This window comes from Clostridium coskatii, from assembly GCF_001675205.1.
Classification (GTDB): domain Bacteria; phylum Bacillota; class Clostridia; order Clostridiales; family Clostridiaceae; genus Clostridium_B; species Clostridium_B ljungdahlii.
The window spans coordinates 88,148-106,842 of record NZ_LROR01000041.1; the positions used below are offsets into that span (position 1 = coordinate 88,148).

The window sequence follows — 18,695 nt, forward strand, 5'->3', positions numbered from 1 at the left end:
TAGGGAAAATCGTTATCCATGGACGTAGCTACTCTTTACTCCCACTTGGAAAAGGAGTATTAGAGCAGGTAGTCATCGGATAAACTACTTTTATCAATTAGCGTACAAATAAATTATATCATCATTTATAAGAATTTTCTCCTACTATTTATTCTTCTTTTATCCATACTTATCAATGTTAACATCCTATTCACTTATTTGTAATAAAGCTGTCACAGAGCAGTGAGATTATGTGATAAATCAAAGAAATATTTAGGAGGTAATTAAAAATGTTAAAAAGGAACCTTAAAATAATATCCGCTTTAGCCCTTGTAGTATCAATTGGTACAGGGTTTACTACAGTTAATGCAGCTTCACTTTCTAGCAACACAGCAAAATCAACGTACTGTTCCAGTAAAAATTTCAAAACAAAAAATAGTAAAAATTTTCTAAAAGCTAAACTTGATCCTCTAGTAACCGCAGGTACCATCACTCAAGATCAAGAAACTGCCGCATTAAATCTTCTAACTCCTTCTAAAACTGATAAAAAATCAAATGCTCAAAATTTCTTAAAGACTAAGCTTGATTCTCTAGTAACTGCAGGTACTATTACTCAAGATCAAGAAACCGCTGTATTAAATCTTTTCACTCCTTCCTCAACTAATACAGGAAATAAAAATACTAAAAACTCATTAAATTCTAAACTTGATTCCTTAGTAACTGCAGGTACTATTACTCAAGATCAGGAAACTGCTATTAAGAATTTATTTACTTCTAATAAGGACACTCAAGCTAAAAAAGAAAAGTCTACAAACTCATTGAAGACTACTCTTGATTCCTTGGTAACTTCAGGAACTATCACTCAAGATCAAGAAACTGCTATATTAAATAGCAGTAGTCAAGAAAAAGCTGAAAGAAAAGCTGAGATGGATAAAGTCAAAAATATGACTCAAACTGAACGTAAAGCTTATCTTCAAAGTAAAAAAACTGCAAGAAAAACTAACTTCTTAGACTCTCTAGTAACTTCAGGCACTATTACCAAAGATCAAGAAACTGCTATAAAAAATCTACTTACTTCTAATAAAAATGCAAACATTCAAGCTAAGAAAGAAAAACTTACAACTTTCTTAAAGACTAAACTTGATACTCTAGTAACTTCAGGCTCCATTACTCAAGATCAAGAAACTGCTATGATAAATGCTTTAACAGCTTCTACTAGTAAAAGTACAAAAAATTGAAAATAGTTTTTAATAAAAAATGTGATTATTTTATATGGTCACATTTTTTATACAATTCAGCTAAGGAAAAGGAAATAGGTTTTAGGCCTATTTCTTTTTCTGGTACTTTATAACGGCTGATATGTCCGCCTTTAGATCTTCAACAGATTTCACTAAAAGATCAATCTTATTTTCAAATCTTATAAGCAAATATATACTAACTGCTATGGGAAACCTAACGGTACTGATTAAGCTAACCAGCTGGTCATACATAAATATCACCTTCCCTTTTGCCATTATAAATAATATATATGCTATTTTAAATATTTTTCCAATTAATTGTGAATTGATTTGGCAGCTCTAATTATTTCATCAGCTGCTTCAGAACATAATCCTGCTAAATCTTCTACATGCAGCTCTTTAACTGCAGAACAATCGTAAAGAATAGTAGCATCTGCTGGAAACTCCTCATCTGCTGTCCATAGCCCAAAGGCCATAGGCACATTAGGTAATATATCAATCTTTATACCCACATCTCCAACATCAACTTTTTTTCCACCTAGTTTAAGACCAGCTTCCAAGAAAAGGTCTCCCTTATGCCCAAAAAACTCAACTAATTTATCTATACCTTTTTTTGCAAATCCCTGATAAGCATGACCAACTCCTTCTAATTCTCTAAGAGGCACCCACTTATTTGTTAAGCTGCTATTAGTAGCCCTGTATAAATAACTAAGCATAAGCATTTTTAGCATAAGCATTGTATTTATATCTACAGATGGATCTTTATCTTCATTATTCTTTAATACAATATTCCCCTCTGGATAAGAAATTAAGTATTCTTTGTTAAAACAGGTTAATGTAAATTGTTTTTTTTCAGAGTCATAATAAGCCCTACTTCTTTTAGCCACTTCTTCTGGATCATATTTAACAAATTCCTTACACATATTTTCATAACAAATCTCATAATTATTTTCCTTATTCATATTTTCACCCCTTAAATACATAATAACATATATTACTAATAGTTTTTGCCTAACTTATAATAAATACACTTGCATTTGCTGAAAATATATGATAATATTTATTTATTAATAATTTATATTAATAAGAAGGAGATGGCAAAATGGCATTTAAATGGAAAGAAGAATTCAATTTAAATATCGATGAAATAGATAAACAACATAAAAAACTAATGGAAATAGGAAAAAAAGCCTATGATATTGCAATATTAGATGATGGATATGACAGATATGATGAAATAATGACAATACTTGATGAGCTTTTAGAATATACAAAATATCATTTTGAGTATGAAGAAAATATGCTAAAAAAATATAATTACGATCATATTCACGATCAAGAAGAAGAACATGGATTTTATGTATATAAAATAAATGAAGTTTCTTCTAGAGAGGATATAGATGATAATCAAAGAAAAGTAATATTAGAAATTATAGACTTTTTATCTGAATGGATCAGTAATCATATTATGATAGCAGACAGAAAATATGCAGTATTTTTAAAAACTGTTTAACCAAGTTATTCTTAAACACAGATGGAAAAGGAATTTCCTCTCTCCATCTGTGTCTTATTAATAGTATTCTTAATATCTTTCTTACCCAAGTGTGTATCAGCCGTTATGCACAGCATACAAACGTAAAATCATACTAGTAACTTTAATTTCTATTATTTCACACCTATTGACTCTTGCTTTGATGTCTTTAGATTAAACAATGATTGAACAATTGAGTAAATCACAAGACATACAGCGCCAAATACAAATGGAAATCTCATAGATGATATATTAAAAGTATTCTTAACAAAAGCAAAGAAGAAGCTTGAAACAAAACCACCTATGCTCATAAATGCAAGAGCTATAGAAATTGCAAAAGGCTGTGCTGACTGAGGCACCGGCATACCAACATACATAATTACAGCTGGCACCACAAGTCCAAATCCCATTCCAACAATAGTTGTTGCAATAGTAAACATAAAAACGCTATTTCCATAGATCAAAATCACAAATCCTATAGCATGGAGAACCGTTCCTACAACTATGGTGTACTTTGTAGCCACATGATATAATTTTCCAAAAATTGCACCAGTTAACATCCCACCTATAGAGAACATAGTAAGTGCCATCGCTGCACTAGCTGAAGTTCCCAATTTATTATCAACTATTAAAGATGATATACCCGTTAACATTGGGTAATTTATTAAAGTATAAACCAGGAAAATTATTGACCATACATATACCATACCAGGCATCTTTACTTTTTCATTCTTTGCCTTTTCTACCTTTGCAGGCTCAGGTAACATGAAAATAACTACGATAAGAGATATAACAGCCAAAAGATAAGTTAAAAAGGTAGTTCGCCAGCTAATAACACATAAAAATCCTCCAAGTATTTGGAATACGATACCACCTATATTCTGAATAACACTATTGTAACCCATGAGGTTTTCTACATCTTTTCCTTGGAAAAAGTTCATAATAAGTGCTGATGGAATTGGAGATATTAAACCTACCCCAGCTCCCAATATAGCCCTCATAATAAGAATTACAACAAAGCTATTTGTAAAATAAGGGAAAGCACCACCAATGATAGTAAGAATTATTCCAATAATGGTAACACTTCTAAATGTCATAATATTACCGGCTAATTTTCCTCCTATCATTGAAAATGGAATCGTGGTTAAACATGGTAATGTAGCTATAAGTACCACTACACTAAAATCTATTTTGGGGAAAGCCTGACCTATACTTGCAAGTGCAGGAGAAGTTGCTCCTTGTGCCATAACTAGAAATGAAAAAGAAAATATTGCGAATATAGTTGCTGATTTACCTTTACTCATAACTTAAACTCCCTTCTTCGCTCTTTGATTTTAAAAAACTTTTCATATTTAGTGCGGCCATCATTCTTTTATCACGTATTGCAGTCATCTCTTTTGGTATCATGTTATTTCACCCCCATAATTTTTTGAAATAAACTTGAACATTTTAAATCTTCTATATGTATATAGTATAATATTTATACGTTTACATTTCACCCTACATGATGTAGAAATTTACAACGATATTTTATACATTTATGTAAGATAAAATTTTTGTATACTAATAAATATAAATTGAATACTCATTTATTATTTTGCACTTCTAATTTTTTATATGTTTTAAGCTTTTCTAAATTGTTTTCATTTAAAATAATTATTCTTGCTCCTTTAGCAAAGCCTTTTTTTCCGTAAGAGTTATATCCTGTCTTACGCCCATATCCTAAAGTAATACCATTTAAATCTCCTATATAATCGTTAGTATGATCATGCCCTACAAATACTCCTTTAACATCCCCCATTTCAATAAGTGCAGAAAACAATCCACTATCAACAGCTTGTGGAGATTCTTTTTCATTTCTTTCTCCTATAGCTTTTCCACTTTGCCATACCTTATATTGCTGCTGCAGTGGAATATGAAAAAACATAAGTGATGGAATTATCTTGCCAAATTGTTTTTTTAGATTAGTTGATAATTTTTTATACCAATCTATTTGTTCTTTTCTTATATACCCATACCCTTTTATGTCATAGCTGCCTGAATCAATCATGTAAATGTTAAATATAGGCTTATCATTTTTAAAATCCTTGATGATGAGATTATAGTCTCCTGCTCTACCAATTACACTTGAAAAGCTTTGACTAAGATTATACTTGTACGACATGTACATTTTCATCTGGTTTTTTCTATTTACCATACATAATTCATCATCATGATTACCTAAAACTACTGCCCAGGGCATCTTTCTATCTTCCATTGGTTTTGCAATATTTACAATTGCCTTTTTAACTTCTTCTTTTAGTTTACAAAACCTACCGTCTATAATATCTCCAGTTAGCACAACAAGGTCTGGCTGTTCAGTATCTAACACATTTTCCATAAGTCTTATAGTTTTTTTATTTTTGAAAGAATACTCGTGTAAATCTGTAAATTGAACAATTTTAAATTCCCCATTTTGATTGAATTTCAAATTAATTTTCTGTGGAATTACTTTATACTTTCTTTTAAAAATACCATTAAAAAAAGTTAGTATTGATTTTAATACATTATCTATCATTTTATACCTCCATAATTAAATTTTTAGACAAAAATAAAAGGAAGCCTTTCTGCAGATAAAGTGCTTCCTTTGTTAATATATATAATTATTCAAAATCAATTTTATATAATCCACTTTCTATTTTTAAATTATGATAGGAATGTTTATTTTATTACCTATGAGATAGTCCAAATTTGAATTCAATTTGAACTATCTTATAATACACAAATTAAAAATGTTATTTATTATCATCTTTAATAATTGGCTTTCCATCTTTATCAACTAACAATGTTAATCCCCCAGCATATCCATCATAACTAAATAAATATTCAACTCCTGTTTCTTTATCTACTATTATCTTATATCCAGCTGTAGCACCCTCTTTAAAAATTACCTCAAATCTTTTATTAGACTTTTCACCAAACATTCTTTACTTCCTCCTTTCAAGATTGAAGAAATTTACCGCTGCTCATTAACCTATAAGTAAATTATATCATTTTATACAATATTTCTCTATTACTTTTCATGACAATTATCCTAACTTCTCATCAATTACCATAATACCTTTTTCTTTTAATTATTGATTTAAATAAGAATAGTATATAACATTACTACAAATAATATTAAAAAGAAACCTTATCCGATCGCTACCATTGCTAACACCCCCATCTTCTTCAAAGGGGATAAGCACTGCTACGCGCCTGGATAAGTTCTTCTAAAGTTCAGATGGAGAAAAGGTATTCCTTATAAGCAAACCCCACCTGAACCTAAGAATCTCTTGATGAAGTAATATCAAAAATACAGGTGAGGTGTTAGTATGAGTGACAAATCTAAAGTTATAAAGGTAAAGAAAAATTCTCAGGGAGATATAACTGATGTAATGCTTGAAAATGGAAATATATATTCAATAGATGAAGCAATAATGATGACAAAGGACGGCTTAATAGAGGGCATAAATGTTGGAAAGGCCAAAAATGGTAGAGAATATTTGAGAAGCAATCCTAATGGGGATGAAAGTGATAACCTAGACAATAAACCAATTTTTTAACCTTTAAGTAAAAACGTGTTAAATTTTTTATCTACACCTAAATAAAAGAATATCGAAATATGACTAGAGTGTCTGTTATACTAATTTCTTAGTGCAATAGACACTTCATAATTGTATAAAATTCAATGTTGAATATTACGAGCGGATTCTTCTTTATAATGAATGGTGTTATAATATTGTGTATAATAATTCTATTATAGAGAGGACGTGTCAAGCTTGTACATAAATGAAACAAAGGTAGTTGTTAGATATGCAGAAACTGATAAGATGGGTATAGTTCATCATTCTAATTATTATATATACTTTGAAGAAGCTAGAACACAGTTTATAAAAAAGACTGGTATAAGTTATTCACAAATGGAGAAAGACGGTATAATGTTTCCTCTAGTTGAAAGTAACTGCAGATACTTACAGGGTGCAAAATATGAAGATAAACTACTAATAAAAACTTGGATTAAAGAATTAACACCAGTTAAAGCAAAATTTAACTACTCGGTTATTAGAGAAAACGACCAAAAGGAAATTGCAAAAGGAAGCACATTACACGCTTTTGTTAATAATAACTTTAAAATAATTAATTTAAAGAAAAATCATACAGAACTATTTGAAAAATTACAGTCACTAATATAATAAAAAGGAAGTTAGTTGCTATTAATAATAGTTTAATGTATGTTCTAAAGATAATAATATTTCAATTATCAAATAAAATAATTTATATAGGAATAGTGTATTTATGAAGGATAATATACAAATTAATAAATATTTAGAAAAAGCAGAGGAAGCCTTTGAAGAGAATAAATTAATTAAAGCATTAAATTTATATAATAAAGTTTATGAACTTTCAAATGGCGAAGATATAGATTCAATAATTAATTTAGCTTTAATATATGATACTTTGGGAAAATCAGAGAAAGCTAAGGCGTATTACAAAGAAGCTTTAGATATAGATAACTGCGAGGAAAGAGCTTACTATGGTTTGGCTGCAATATATGATGATGAAGGAAATTATGAACAAGCTATAAAATTATACAATAAAGCTATTTATATAAATCCAAATTATCATAAGGCTTACTTTTTCCTAGCAAATGCTTACGATTTATCTGGAGAAAAGGATTTATCAATAGAAACTTATGAAAAACTTTTAAGTTTAAATCCTACGGATTTTTGGGCAAATTTAAACTTAGGAAGCATTTATGAAGAACAAAATCAAAACGATCTTGCGTATAAGAAGTTTTCAAAAGCTTTAAAAATAGATCCAAATAATTATTTAGCTTTGTTCAACATGGGAGTAATTTGTTATAAGTTTAATATGATAAAAAAGGCCATTGGTTTCTATGAGAGATCAATTAATAAAAACAAGCATTATGAATACAGTTATTTGAATTTAGCAGTAATTTATAAATATAAAGCTACAAAAAAGGGTATAGAAATTTTATCTAATGGAATTAATAATTGCAGCAAAGTACATTTTTTATATTACAACAGAAGTTGTTTTTATGCCTTAATTAATGAAGAAAATAAGGCCTGTGAAGATATAATTACGGCTTTAAAGTTATATCCCAAATTTTTAAAATATGTTTTAGAAGATGAGGAATTAGAAAAAGTAAGAAAACTAAGTTCATTTAAAGAATTTGCCTCTAAGTGACACATTCCTTTATATTACCCCATCAAAAGATAAACAACTATTCCGACGACTCCAGAACCAAGCATGATGTAAATCGGGTTCGTTTTCCATTTGCGCAGAATGAACAGACAGCTTAGAAACATGACTACAGCTTTCCAATCTACATGAGAAAATACACTCAAAGTAAATGCTTCAGCATTGAACAGTGATAAAAACAAAATGGACATCCCAACTGTAGCAATCAGAGAAACGATAGCCGGACGCAGTCCTTCAAAAATTCCTTTTACAAGCGTCATGTCTCGATACTTGTAATAATAGTATCCAACAATAATTGCTAGTACTGTCGTTGGAAATGCGCAGCCGAAAGTCGCCACAATAGCACCTGTTACCCCTGCCATTTTCATTCCTACGAATGTGGAAGCGTTCAAAACAATAGGTCCTGGTGTCATTTGAGAAATGGTCACTACATCGGCAAATTCTTTCATCGTCAGCCAGTGATTCTGTGTGACAACCTGCTGCTGAATAAGTGGAAGAATTCCATAACCACCGCCAAAACTAAAAAGTCCTACCTGTAGAAAACTCAAAAGCAATTTCCAATAAATCATGTTTTCATCACCTTCTTTCGGTTTTGAATAGCTGTTAAAATGCCACCAAGTGCACCACACACCAGAATGACCCATATGACATTTGCATTTAGAAAATAAATTGTACAGAAGGAAACAATCATGATAAAAATTGAAAGAGTGTTTTTCGATTTGAAGATTTCAGTTCCACCAGAAATCACCACATCTTTTCTCCTTCACAGCTGATTAGTGGGTGTTTTTATACTTGAGGAATTTACATAATCAAAAAATTAAACATCCTAATATATATTTTTATTATAGTACAAGTTCTATTTCTTCTCCATAAATATGTAAAAAATGTATTATTTTTATGATAAAGTTTCATAGGGACTCAACTATTTACAAACAAAAGAATTGATCACTTAAGTCACTAAAAAAATAAAACTTTTATCTGTCATAAATAAGCTTAAATTATCAAAAAACTTTTAGTTTTATAAGCATAAATAATATTTTCGCCATATTCTAGACTTGTAGCTACACTATGAAGATGTTAAAATTTATATACGTAGCAGTATAATTTTATCAATAAAAAGGATGTGTTTGAGATTTTTAATAATAAGGATATAGAAAAGTATTCATCAGCAGTTACCCTATCAGATATGGAAATTTTCATATTTCCGGAACTTCTATATAGTCTCTTGCTAGCAAACATAATGTCTCCAATTATATGGGAATGGAAAAAGGATGAATGGTTTAAGGATATTGATAAACTAAATCCATATAGGAAAATATTAAGACTTAAGCAGTATATAATGGACAATTATGATTTCAATCTGGATATTGATACATGGGGACTTACAACTAAAGAGAATGAAATAGCACGTTTTGAACCCTTTATGAATGTTGAAACAATAAGCAGAAGTAATGCCTTGTTTGGTTATGAAGGAGACAAATATTATTTTAGTATGGATATTAGACGACATTTTGGCCTTGATAAATATAACTCTAATATGATTCCTTATTGGAAGACTGAAACTGTAGAAGCAATGAATGCATTCAAATACAAAAAGAACTATGAAAAAGGTGCAGGTGAATGTGTGTCCCTATCTACTCTTTATGCCGCTGCATTGTTTATAATATGTAAAATACCTCTTAAAGACATATACCTACTTGCAACACCACTTCATTCACAAAATTTTGTAGATGTAAAGGGTGGAATAGTAACAAATAATAGAAGAATTGTTACTAAAAATATGTGGTTTAACGGTACTGAACTTACGGTAAAAGCTCAAAGAGCAATACGAAACGAACAAATTACAATTATTTCTCATAACACAGGTTTTGTCCATGTAGTATATCCCGAAGCAACCATAGATCATGAAGTATATATGGGCTTTGAAAAAAAGCTCAAGAAATTCCTTGTACATGACATAGATTATGAGATGTTATGCAATTTTCTTAGACAGGAGAGCCATCTTCAAAAATTCTTTCAAATTAAGCATGAGTATCATGGCGGCCACAGATATATTCCCGCTGAAAAAGCCTATGCTTATGAGCATACTAGCTCTTTTAAGATCAATAAGAGTACGAGAGACAAATTGCTGTCTGAGATTGACGAGTATGAATTTTCTCAGGAACCGATACAAAATAGGATATGTCTTAATAATTTTGATGAATTCTTTAAAAAACACAAAGTAGATTTTAATGATGAGAAGGATATTATCAGTGTAATGGATGAACTTAACTGCCCTAATATGCCTTTAAAGGAGATTTTAACTTCATTATATGAATTTTGCAATATAGATCCAAGACTTCCTGGAAAGAATAAAAATTTTATTAAAGCAGAGCCAATACAGTTGTCGCCAGAAATGAGCCGTGAAGATATTGTTAACTATTTAGAGTCTATTAGAGACACAAACGTTTCTGCAGATCTTGCTTTTTACGCATTAAGAGATTTTTCCAGAACCGAATGGGATCCTTTTATCAAAGCAGCCTTAGAACGAAATCCCGTTTCTATTAATATGTATGAAAACTTAAATGAAGATGAAGTTATAAATGCATTGGAGAATATGCCTAATGTATCCATATATAACGGCTCCCGAATGGCTCAACCAGATGAAGTATGCAACTATCAAATGGGAGATGGCCTGGAAAAAGCTATATGTTTAGCTAATATATTAAAGTATAGAAATAATTCTCGAAGTATATGTATTAGGGTTCTAAATGATCATGTTGAAATTAATTTTAATAACAAAATTATCAATTGGCCGTCAAATAAAGGCTTAAATGGCACTATAAAACTTTAAAGTTTGTTTCTATTTATTAAAGTGATATTCATCTAAAAATAATGGGTATAGATTTAGTTTCTACACAAATCTATACCCATTTCCTGTTTGGATAATTATATATTGTTTTCAAGTTCTCACCAGTATCACTCTATTTACTCTATTTAATCTATTTTGCTTTAGCCGTTGAATCTCTTTTCTATTTGATTTTGCAGCATACTTTTTTCATTATAATATTTCTCTTCCATTTCATTTAATATATGCTTTTTAACCCAAACATTATTAGCAAATACTGTTGCCACCCCTAAATAATAATATTGAAGACCTTTATTCCCACCAATATCATTGAGATATTGGTTATATTGCTCAAAACAATACTTAAATTTTAAATTTTTATCTTTATTAGTTTTTATTATCTCACTTATTGAATTAATCCAATATATAGTGCAAACAATAATTTTCTTATCTGTATTATTTTTACTATATTTTAAGAAACTTTTCAATGTTTTAATATAACTATCATTATCTTCACTATCTAGACTATTAGCTTCATTATCTATTAAGCTGGTCATCGTTGATTCCAAATCTCTCAATTTATGATTAATTTTAGAATCCATTCCGTCTAAATTCTTATTTAATTCTTCTATTTTAAATTTCATATCATTAATCTGATTCAGTCTGTTTGCTGCTACATTTATTTCTTGTGATACATCTGCAAGATTATCAAATGCATCCTCAAATTTGCTCTTTGTCTCTCGCGATACGTCTACAAGATTATCAGATACATTTTCAAGTTTGTTCTTTGTATTATTAGATTTCTGTTCCCCATTTATTGTCACTATTATAGCAATTATTGATAATATTATTGATGATATTGCCACTGCAAAAGACACTTCATCTACAAATTTAATATTCCAATAACACGACGTTGTTATAAAAATTGCTATAACTGCTATACTAATGATTATAATGTATATTATATGTAATTTTAACTTTTCATGATCTACTATGCAGCTTATATCTTCTTGTTTCATATTAATCACCTCATTACATAATATTCTTAAAAATATAATTAATTCCTTTTTTAAATTTTTTCTATAATTTATCATTTCTATTTAAATTCTTTATTTCAAATTTTCATTAGTACTATAATCTAACTTAATTTTATATTAATATTTCATATTTTTATCAAAAAATAATAAATATTTTTGTCGAATAATACGATATACATAGTATTCACCTTAATTATTATTTTGGGAGTTGTACTTAATACATTCAACATTTTAGGGCAAATTTTCTTTATGTTAAGCAAATTTTAGTAAAATTTTAAGGAGGCGCAAATTATGCAGTGGTTTAAAAATTTAAAGATGATACAAAAATTAATATCTTCATTTGTTCTAGTAGCTTTATTTATCGGTGTAGTTGGATTTATTGGATTACATAATATGAAAACCATCTATTCTAACGCTAATTCTATGCATGATTATAATCTTAAGTCAATAGAAAGCTTAATGATCACGAAACAAAATTTTGCAGATATTCGATCAGATTTATTAAAAATTGTTTATCAACAAAATTTAGGTGACAAAAATAAGTTAAAAAAAGAAATTAATGATTTAAGTGCTAAAAATGATTCAATTATAGATAATTATGAGAAGACATTATTATCTAAGAATGAAGATTCAATTTTTTCACAGTTAAAAAAGGATAGGAATGAATACAAAGAGGCATTTAATAAGGTATTAAAATTTATTGATGAAAATAATTATAAAGACGCACAAGAAAATTTTTCTGATATTACTAAGGCAAGAACGAAAATTTACAGTGATATGGATAAATTAATAGCAACAAATTCTAATGAAGCGGATAATGCAGATAATCAAAATAAAATTACATATACATCATCTTTAGTTATTACCAATACAATAATTATATTAGGGCTTGCTGTTGGAGTTATTATTGGTTTATTTATAGCAATTATGATTTCAAAAGAAATTACTAAGGTTTTAAATTTAGCAAAAGCTTTGGGAGATGGAGATTTAACTAAATCTATAGAAGTGGATAGCAAAGATGAAATAGGAAACTTAGGCAAAGCTTTAAATAAAGCTTGTGAGAATATGAAAGAATTAATAAGTTCAATAATGAATAGTGCTGGAGATATAAGTTCTTCTAGTGAAGAGCTATCTGCAACTACTGAGGAAATTACATCTATGATGGAAGCTGCAAATGAATCCACCGAACAAATAGCACAAGGTGCACAAGAATTAAGTTCAACAACAGAAGGGGTAAACGCTTCTATGCAGGAGATTTCTACTTCAACTAATAAATTATTAGATAAATCAATAAATGCCCAAAATTCTTCAAATGAAATAAGTAAACGTGCAGTTGAAATAAAAAATAAAGCGGCTAAAAATATAGAGGATGGAAATGCAATATATAAAGAAAAACACGATAATATTATAAAATCTATTGAGGATGGCAAAGTTGTCGAAGAAGTTAAAATTATGGCCGATTCCATTGGAAGTATAGCAGAACAAACAAATCTCCTTGCATTAAATGCTGCAATAGAAGCTGCAAGAGCTGGGGAACAAGGAAAGGGCTTTGCTGTAGTTGCAGAGGAAGTAAGAGATTTAGCAGAACAATCTTCTCAAGCTGTAGTAAGTATACAAAGCATGGTTTCTCAAGTAAAAGATGCCTTTGATTCTTTATCGAAAAGTGGACAAGATATCTTAGATTATATATCAAATAATGTAAATCCTAATTATAAACTTCTTATGAACACAGGTATACAATATGAAAAAGATGCTGCATTTATAAAAAATATGGCTGAGGAAATTTCAACTTCATCAAAACAAATGGATAATGCTATAAGTAATATAAGTGGTTCAGTTGAAAATATATCAGCAACTTCAGAAGAATCAGCAGCTAGTTCAGAAGATATAATGAGCAGTATAAATGAGATAACAAAAGCTGTAAGTGAGGTTTCTGAATCTGCTCAAAGTCAAGCTGAACTTGCACAAAAACTTAATGAAATGGTTCATAAATTTAAAGTATAAATTTTAATCTATAAATGGGATATCTCAAATTTAAGATATCCCATTTTATAATCACAATTTCGAAAAAAGATGGAAATAAATTTTTAAAGTCTATATTCAATAATGCTATCTGGCGTCTTTCTAGGTCTTGGATTTGGTTTCTCATCAGGATATCCAAGTGCAACAGCCCCAACCAGCTGTGTTTTTACATCAATATAATTTACCAGTTCATTATATGCAAAACATGTATTTGCAATCCATAATGTACCTAATCCTAAATCTTCTGCCTGTAACAACATATTTTCAATAGCTGCACCTATAGAAAGTGTATCTACAATTTCCGTAAATCGTTCGTCTGCCGTAGTTATATTTTTAAATGGCGATTTACCATTTGTATTAAAAACCATGATGATAATTGAAGCTTCTTTCATAATTCGTAAAGTATTCTTTGCATCTGGTATTCCATCTCTTGAATTAGGCAATAATGCTTCTTCATTTAATTCACGCTGGATTCCAGCCTCCATTTTTGATAAAAGTTCTTCTTTTTTAATTCCTCCAAACACAATAAACTTCCAGGGCTGTTTGTTCTTCCCAGATGGTGCAGCTCTTCCAGCATCCAATATTTCATTAAGAATATCTATTGGTATTTCTTTAGATTTATACTTTCGTATACTTCTCCTATTGTAAATTGCTTCTATGCCCATTCATTTCACCTCATTAAATTTGAATTTATGTTTTACAAATCAATATACATTCCGGCACATTTCTCCTGCAATTACAGAACTATTAATTATATCAAAGCCTTTTTTCGGACGAATTCTATATATTCATCAGATTTCCATTTATGAAAAGTATGAAATTCAATTCTTTCCATTAACCAAATTCGTATCTTATTGATTTTTTCATCATATACAAATGTCGGTGCAATCAACAATGCCCCTTTTTTTAACACACAACGAATTTCTGTTAGTGCTTTATCAGGATTTGGCATAATATGAAGTGCATTTTATTCTTATTCCCTAGTTTGTTTTCAATAACTACTATTGCTATAGTAGCATTATCTAACAAAAATTTACATATAAAAATTGAAAACAAAATTACTTTAAGACCTGATAAATTATCATCAGACACTAAAGTAAACATAAATAATTCTAAAAAAAATAATAGGTAGGCTTCCTCAAACTCTATCTATTATTTAACACTTATACAAATTTATAAAGCAGACTAAATTCATAATCCACCCTCTTATTACTAATATTATAACATAAATATTTTAATTTTAGTTGTCCTAAGTAACTAAAATTGTATACTACAAGGCGTTAGCAGCACCCTGTTTTTATTGTGTCTATTGTTAAGTTAATTATACAATACATTCTCCTAAAGTGTACCTGAATATACACCCATATTGACATAATACCTACTTAGAAAGTAACATGTATAATGTAAGTATTGTGATATGATAAAGAATACAGAAACGACGGGTAAAATATAAGGGGGAAACTATTATGCTATTTGACTTTGTAGCAATAGATTTTGAGACAGCAAATAATAATTTCAACAGTGCTTGTTCACTTGGAATTGCTGCTGTAAAAAATAATGAAATATGTAAAAAAGATTACTTTTTAATTCATCCACCAACTCTTGATTTTAATAAAAAGAATATCTCCATAAATGGAATAACTCCTAAGGACATAGAAAATTCACCTCTTTTCCCTGATATATGGAACGATATACATACTTATTTTGATGATAATATAATAATTGCTCACAATGCCGTATTTGATATGTCGGTGCTAAAAAATTGTTTATTGGAATATGATATTTCTATGCCTAATTTCAATTATATCTGCAGTATACCTATATCCACAAAATTATGTGGAGGGAAAGGAATTGGTAAATCTTTAGAAGACCGTGCCAAATATTTTGGAGTAGATTTAGGACATCATCATAATTCTTTAGATGATGCTGCAGCATGTGCAAATTTAGTAATTGAATGCATAAAACGTGCTCATAAAAAGAACCTTGAATCTTTTTGTCATACATATACCAGCCTTCCAATAAAAACTTTTAAAGATCTAAATCCTCAAAAAGGTTTTATTGCGAATACTAAAAACAGTTTCACTAATAACAAATTCAATACAGTTAAAATATCTGAAATTAAACCTGACAATGACAATATTATCGATACGTCCAATCCATTTTATAATAAAAATGTGGTCTTCACAGGTGAACTTGGAAGTTTAGGTAGAAAAGAAGCTATGCAAAAAGTAGTCAACTTAGGTGGCACATTAAAAAGTAGTGTATCTAAAAAGACAGATTACTTAATAGTTGGGAATCAGGATAAATCTCTTGTAGGTGAAGATGGAATGAGTTCCAAGGAAGAAAAAGCAGCTGAATTAAATGAAAACGGATCTTCTATAAAAATTTTAAATGAATCCAAATTTCTAGAATTGATTAAAACTCCCAATAAAGAAAATAGTTTTGATTATTCCAATGAAGTTGTTGACTTAAATTCAACTATTATTTTTAACACTTTAGATGACAAGATAAACAAGTTAAGGGAATGGAAGCTTTTAAGTCGTACAGCAGCTGATTTAAAAGACATATATTATAAAAATAAAAATGAAACTTATAAATGTGACATCATAGGATACTCAACTAAGAAAACAAATTTAAATTGTTTAAGTGAGTTTTATGAAACCATAGTAATAAAAGTTAATGATAAAATTATAAGAATAGCTCCAGCATATTTATTAGATATGCAGAAAAAGGATTTTTATCTTTCTTATAACAGTGTACAACCTATAATAGGTTAAATAAATAATTATAAAGGTAAGTGATTAAAGTGATACACTATTTAAAGAGTATACCTGGGCCTCAATTTCTTGTACTATTTTTTAAATATGCTTTATGCGTTATTCTTTTTACAAGAATTGCTCTATTTTTTACTAGAACTAGATTGAAACATAGATATCATAAAGAGATGCTTCAAGAAGATTTAATAACACCAATAGAATTAATAGTAGTAAAAGATAACAATGTATGCAGCGAAATTATTGAGTTCTATCTTTATAAACTATGGAAGGACAAATATCTTTTATTAGAAGGTGATAAAATTAATCCTTATTTAAAAACAAATAAAGATAGTAAGCTCTCTTTATTGTTTCCAGATGAAATAGAACGGGAGATTTTAAAACATTATGATAATGGAGATACCCCAGATAGTATTATGCATTCAAAAACTTTGCTTAAAAAAGTTGAAAATCTCATTAAAAAAACTAGAAAAAAATTAGAGAATAAAAAATGTGTTAATATCAGTTCATTCAATGATGAAAAAATTATATCTGGAGTAGGCTTCCTAACTTTAACAATCCCATTTATAATCAAACTTTGCCTAGGCATTATTAACAGAAAACCTGTTTTGGCATTAGTAGTTCTTTATGTATTGATGTTATTTATTTATTCCTTAATTAATAAAGTCAGAGATAAACCATTAATACTAGATGAAATGAAATCAAAATATCCAAAGGTTTCTTCGTCAAACGCATCAGATAAAGAATTAGAATATTCTATGTGCCTATATGGACCAACTTCATTGATAAATTATCCTGAAACAATTTTATTTAGCTCTATAATAGCAAATCAAGATCATTATTCTTCTTCAAATAATAATTCAGGAGGAGGAGGCTCATCTTGTAGCAGTTGTTCTTCCTGCAGCAGCTGTAGTAGTTGTTCATCATGTGGCGGCTGTGGAGGGGATTGATATGTTTTGTATACCAACCAGCCGATTAACCTTGCAATGGCATATAACAGCAAAATGTAATCAAAGGTGCAAACACTGTTATCAAGAGTGTTATGCAGGAAAAGAGCTTTCATTTAATGAAATTCTTAATATTTTGGAGCAATATAAAGACCTATTAAGACTTTATTCAAAAAGTAAAAATAAAGATTTTATTAGAGGACATATAAATATAACAGGAGGAGAACCTTTCACTAGGAAAGACTTTCTTCAGATATTGAAAGTATTTAGTAAAAATAAAAAGTATTTCTCTTTTGGAATACTTACTAATGGCAGTTATATTACAGATAACATAGCTAAAAAATTGAAAAGTTTGAATGTAGCTCATACACAAGTAAGTATTGATGGGAACAGAGAAACTCACGATGCTTTAAGAGGCAAAGGAAATTTCGATAGAACTTGGAATGCTGTTAAATTACTCAGAAAACATAATATAAGAACTTTAGTATCATTTACTGCACATAAAGGTAATTATAAAGAATTCCCTGTAGTTGCCAGGTATGCACGAAAATATAAAGCTTCAAAATTATGGACAGATAGACTTGTTCCTATAGGAAATGGACAGGATATGTCGGACATGTTATTTACTTCTAAAGAGGCCTTAGAATATTTCTCTATAATAGTTAATGAAAAGAAGAAAACTCTTAGAAATAAACTAACTGGTCTTGAAATTTATTCTAATCGAGCTTTGCAATTTCTAAAAAGTGGAGAAATGCCTTATGGATGCAGTGCAGGAGACTCATTAATTACTATTCTTGAAAATGGCGATGTACTTCCTTGCAGACGAATGCCTATATCATGTGGGAATACTCTTAAAACTTCTCTAAAGGATATTTATTTTAATAATAATGTATTTAAAGACTTAAGAAATAAAAACATTCCTGATAAATGTTTTAAATGTGCATACTCAGAAAAATGCAGGGGGGACTAGAGAGTGTGAGACTTTTTCTGTAAATTAGCTTTCTATGATATTTTAGAAAGACAACTATGTAAAAAATTACTTCTGTCTTAATTTCAAATATATAATTTAAAAATGAGTATGTCAATAACGCCTAAG

Annotated in this window: 19 protein-coding genes; 11 read left to right on the forward strand and 8 right to left on the reverse strand. The window is 29.2% G+C overall.

Going from position 1 to position 18,695, the window contains the following annotated elements; translation table 11 throughout:
- The first annotated feature begins 269 nt into the window (after positions 1-269).
- Positions 270-1,217: a hypothetical protein gene (locus CLCOS_RS09240; RefSeq protein ID WP_013240230.1), complete on the forward strand. Its 948-nt coding sequence runs from the start codon at positions 270-272 to the stop codon at positions 1,215-1,217.
- 87 nt (positions 1,218-1,304) lie between these two features.
- Here the strand turns inward: CLCOS_RS09240 and CLCOS_RS09245 are convergent, their stop codons facing one another.
- Positions 1,305-1,469 carry a YvrJ family protein gene (locus tag CLCOS_RS09245; RefSeq protein WP_065080050.1) on the reverse strand — a complete coding sequence of 55 codons (165 nt, stop codon included), beginning with the start codon at positions 1,467-1,469 and terminating at the stop codon, positions 1,305-1,307.
- 62 nt (positions 1,470-1,531) lie between these two features.
- Positions 1,532-2,179 (reverse strand): DUF3786 domain-containing protein, encoded by a 648-nt coding sequence (locus tag CLCOS_RS09250; protein WP_013240232.1) that lies wholly within the window; start codon positions 2,177-2,179, stop codon positions 1,532-1,534.
- A gap of 140 nt (positions 2,180-2,319) precedes the next feature.
- Between CLCOS_RS09250 and CLCOS_RS09255 the strand changes: the two genes are divergently transcribed.
- Positions 2,320-2,730, forward strand: a complete 411-nt coding sequence (locus tag CLCOS_RS09255; RefSeq protein WP_013240233.1) for a bacteriohemerythrin — start codon at positions 2,320-2,322, stop codon at positions 2,728-2,730.
- Between the two features lie 152 nt (positions 2,731-2,882).
- Here CLCOS_RS09255 and CLCOS_RS09260 read toward each other — a convergent pair whose 3' ends face one another.
- From CLCOS_RS09260 to CLCOS_RS09270, 3 genes are all read right to left on the reverse strand, one after another.
- Positions 2,883-4,052 (reverse strand): MFS transporter, encoded by a 1,170-nt coding sequence (locus CLCOS_RS09260; RefSeq protein ID WP_013240234.1) that lies wholly within the window; start codon positions 4,050-4,052, stop codon positions 2,883-2,885.
- Between the two features lie 281 nt (positions 4,053-4,333).
- Complete coding sequence (locus CLCOS_RS09265) at positions 4,334-5,305, reverse strand: metallophosphoesterase family protein (protein ID WP_063601459.1); 972 nt, start codon at positions 5,303-5,305, stop codon at positions 4,334-4,336.
- Positions 5,306-5,522: 217 nt separating this feature from the next.
- Positions 5,523-5,711 carry a DUF6440 family protein gene (locus tag CLCOS_RS09270; RefSeq protein WP_013240236.1) on the reverse strand — a complete coding sequence of 63 codons (189 nt, stop codon included), beginning with the start codon at positions 5,709-5,711 and terminating at the stop codon, positions 5,523-5,525.
- A 390-nt stretch (positions 5,712-6,101) separates the two neighbouring features.
- Here CLCOS_RS09270 and CLCOS_RS09275 point away from each other — a divergent pair, with 390 nt between their 5' ends.
- The 3 genes from CLCOS_RS09275 (at position 6,102) to CLCOS_RS09285 (ending at position 7,977) form a co-directional block, all read left to right on the forward strand.
- Positions 6,102-6,332, forward strand: coding sequence for a DUF3892 domain-containing protein (locus tag CLCOS_RS09275; protein ID WP_013240237.1), 231 nt, complete (start codon positions 6,102-6,104; stop codon positions 6,330-6,332).
- A gap of 216 nt (positions 6,333-6,548) precedes the next feature.
- On the forward strand, positions 6,549-6,962 hold the full coding sequence (locus CLCOS_RS09280; protein ID WP_013240238.1) for an acyl-CoA thioesterase: 414 nt from the start codon (positions 6,549-6,551) through the stop codon (positions 6,960-6,962).
- Positions 6,963-7,065: 103 nt separating this feature from the next.
- A complete protein-coding gene (locus CLCOS_RS09285) occupies positions 7,066-7,977 on the forward strand; it encodes a tetratricopeptide repeat protein (protein ID WP_013240239.1) in 912 nt (303 codons plus the stop codon).
- A 14-nt stretch (positions 7,978-7,991) separates the two neighbouring features.
- On the opposite strand, the gene CLCOS_RS09290 is transcribed toward CLCOS_RS09285, so the two are convergent.
- Entirely contained in the window at positions 7,992-8,636 is a 645-nt protein-coding gene (locus CLCOS_RS09290) for a chromate transporter (RefSeq protein WP_242872330.1), read from the reverse strand.
- Positions 8,637-9,115: 479 nt separating this feature from the next.
- Here CLCOS_RS09290 and CLCOS_RS09300 point away from each other — a divergent pair, with 479 nt between their 5' ends.
- Positions 9,116-10,825, forward strand: a complete 1,710-nt coding sequence (locus CLCOS_RS09300) for a hypothetical protein (RefSeq protein WP_013240242.1) — start codon at positions 9,116-9,118, stop codon at positions 10,823-10,825.
- A gap of 158 nt (positions 10,826-10,983) precedes the next feature.
- Here the strand turns inward: CLCOS_RS09300 and CLCOS_RS09305 are convergent, their stop codons facing one another.
- Positions 10,984-11,838, reverse strand: a complete 855-nt coding sequence (locus CLCOS_RS09305; protein WP_013240243.1) for a hypothetical protein — start codon at positions 11,836-11,838, stop codon at positions 10,984-10,986.
- A 309-nt stretch (positions 11,839-12,147) separates the two neighbouring features.
- Between CLCOS_RS09305 and CLCOS_RS09310 the strand changes: the two genes are divergently transcribed.
- A complete protein-coding gene (locus tag CLCOS_RS09310) occupies positions 12,148-13,860 on the forward strand; it encodes a methyl-accepting chemotaxis protein (RefSeq protein WP_013240244.1) in 1,713 nt (570 codons plus the stop codon).
- An 83-nt stretch (positions 13,861-13,943) separates the two neighbouring features.
- On the opposite strand, the gene CLCOS_RS09315 is transcribed toward CLCOS_RS09310, so the two are convergent.
- Entirely contained in the window at positions 13,944-14,543 is a 600-nt protein-coding gene (locus CLCOS_RS09315) for a nitroreductase family protein (protein ID WP_013240245.1), read from the reverse strand.
- A 290-nt stretch (positions 14,544-14,833) separates the two neighbouring features.
- Here CLCOS_RS09315 and CLCOS_RS22390 point away from each other — a divergent pair, with 290 nt between their 5' ends.
- From CLCOS_RS22390 to CLCOS_RS09335, 4 genes are all read left to right on the forward strand, one after another.
- The gene (locus tag CLCOS_RS22390) at positions 14,834-15,010 is read left to right on the forward strand and encodes a hypothetical protein (protein ID WP_193756606.1); all 177 of its coding nucleotides are present in this window, start codon (positions 14,834-14,836) and stop codon (positions 15,008-15,010) included.
- A 334-nt stretch (positions 15,011-15,344) separates the two neighbouring features.
- A complete protein-coding gene (locus CLCOS_RS09325; RefSeq protein WP_063601461.1) occupies positions 15,345-16,655 on the forward strand; it encodes an exonuclease domain-containing protein in 1,311 nt (436 codons plus the stop codon).
- Positions 16,656-16,798: 143 nt separating this feature from the next.
- Positions 16,799-17,602 (forward strand): hypothetical protein, encoded by an 804-nt coding sequence (locus CLCOS_RS09330; protein ID WP_156496377.1) that lies wholly within the window; start codon positions 16,799-16,801, stop codon positions 17,600-17,602.
- A 1-nt stretch (position 17,603) separates the two neighbouring features.
- The gene (locus tag CLCOS_RS09335; RefSeq protein WP_063601463.1) at positions 17,604-18,569 is read left to right on the forward strand and encodes a radical SAM/SPASM domain-containing protein; all 966 of its coding nucleotides are present in this window, start codon (positions 17,604-17,606) and stop codon (positions 18,567-18,569) included.
- Positions 18,570-18,695: the final 126 nt, after the last annotated feature.

Bases quoted from the DNA above. Each gene is read 5' to 3' on its own strand.
- CLCOS_RS09250 (WP_013240232.1), bottom strand. From the start codon at position 2,179: ATGAATAAGGAAAATAATTATGAGATTTGTTATGAAAATATGTGTAAG.
- CLCOS_RS09285 (WP_013240239.1), top strand. From the start codon at position 7,066: ATGAAGGATAATATACAAATTAATAAATATTTAGAAAAAGCAGAGGAA.
- CLCOS_RS09325 (WP_063601461.1), top strand. From the start codon at position 15,345: ATGCTATTTGACTTTGTAGCAATAGATTTTGAGACAGCAAATAATAAT.
- CLCOS_RS09240 (WP_013240230.1), top strand. From the start codon at position 270: ATGTTAAAAAGGAACCTTAAAATAATATCCGCTTTAGCCCTTGTAGTA.
- CLCOS_RS09335 (WP_063601463.1), top strand. From the start codon at position 17,604: ATGTTTTGTATACCAACCAGCCGATTAACCTTGCAATGGCATATAACA.
- CLCOS_RS09310 (WP_013240244.1), top strand. From the start codon at position 12,148: ATGCAGTGGTTTAAAAATTTAAAGATGATACAAAAATTAATATCTTCA.
- CLCOS_RS09275 (WP_013240237.1), top strand. From the start codon at position 6,102: ATGAGTGACAAATCTAAAGTTATAAAGGTAAAGAAAAATTCTCAGGGA.
- CLCOS_RS09265 (WP_063601459.1), bottom strand. From the start codon at position 5,305: ATGATAGATAATGTATTAAAATCAATACTAACTTTTTTTAATGGTATT.
- CLCOS_RS09260 (WP_013240234.1), bottom strand. From the start codon at position 4,052: ATGAGTAAAGGTAAATCAGCAACTATATTCGCAATATTTTCTTTTTCA.
- CLCOS_RS09290 (WP_242872330.1), bottom strand. From the start codon at position 8,636: ATGGGTCATTCTGGTGTGTGGTGCACTTGGTGGCATTTTAACAGCTAT.
- CLCOS_RS09305 (WP_013240243.1), bottom strand. From the start codon at position 11,838: ATGAAACAAGAAGATATAAGCTGCATAGTAGATCATGAAAAGTTAAAA.
- CLCOS_RS22390 (WP_193756606.1), top strand. From the start codon at position 14,834: ATGAAGTGCATTTTATTCTTATTCCCTAGTTTGTTTTCAATAACTACT.
- CLCOS_RS09270 (WP_013240236.1), bottom strand. From the start codon at position 5,711: ATGTTTGGTGAAAAGTCTAATAAAAGATTTGAGGTAATTTTTAAAGAG.
- CLCOS_RS09245 (WP_065080050.1), bottom strand. From the start codon at position 1,469: ATGTATGACCAGCTGGTTAGCTTAATCAGTACCGTTAGGTTTCCCATA.
- CLCOS_RS09315 (WP_013240245.1), bottom strand. From the start codon at position 14,543: ATGGGCATAGAAGCAATTTACAATAGGAGAAGTATACGAAAGTATAAA.
- CLCOS_RS09255 (WP_013240233.1), top strand. From the start codon at position 2,320: ATGGCATTTAAATGGAAAGAAGAATTCAATTTAAATATCGATGAAATA.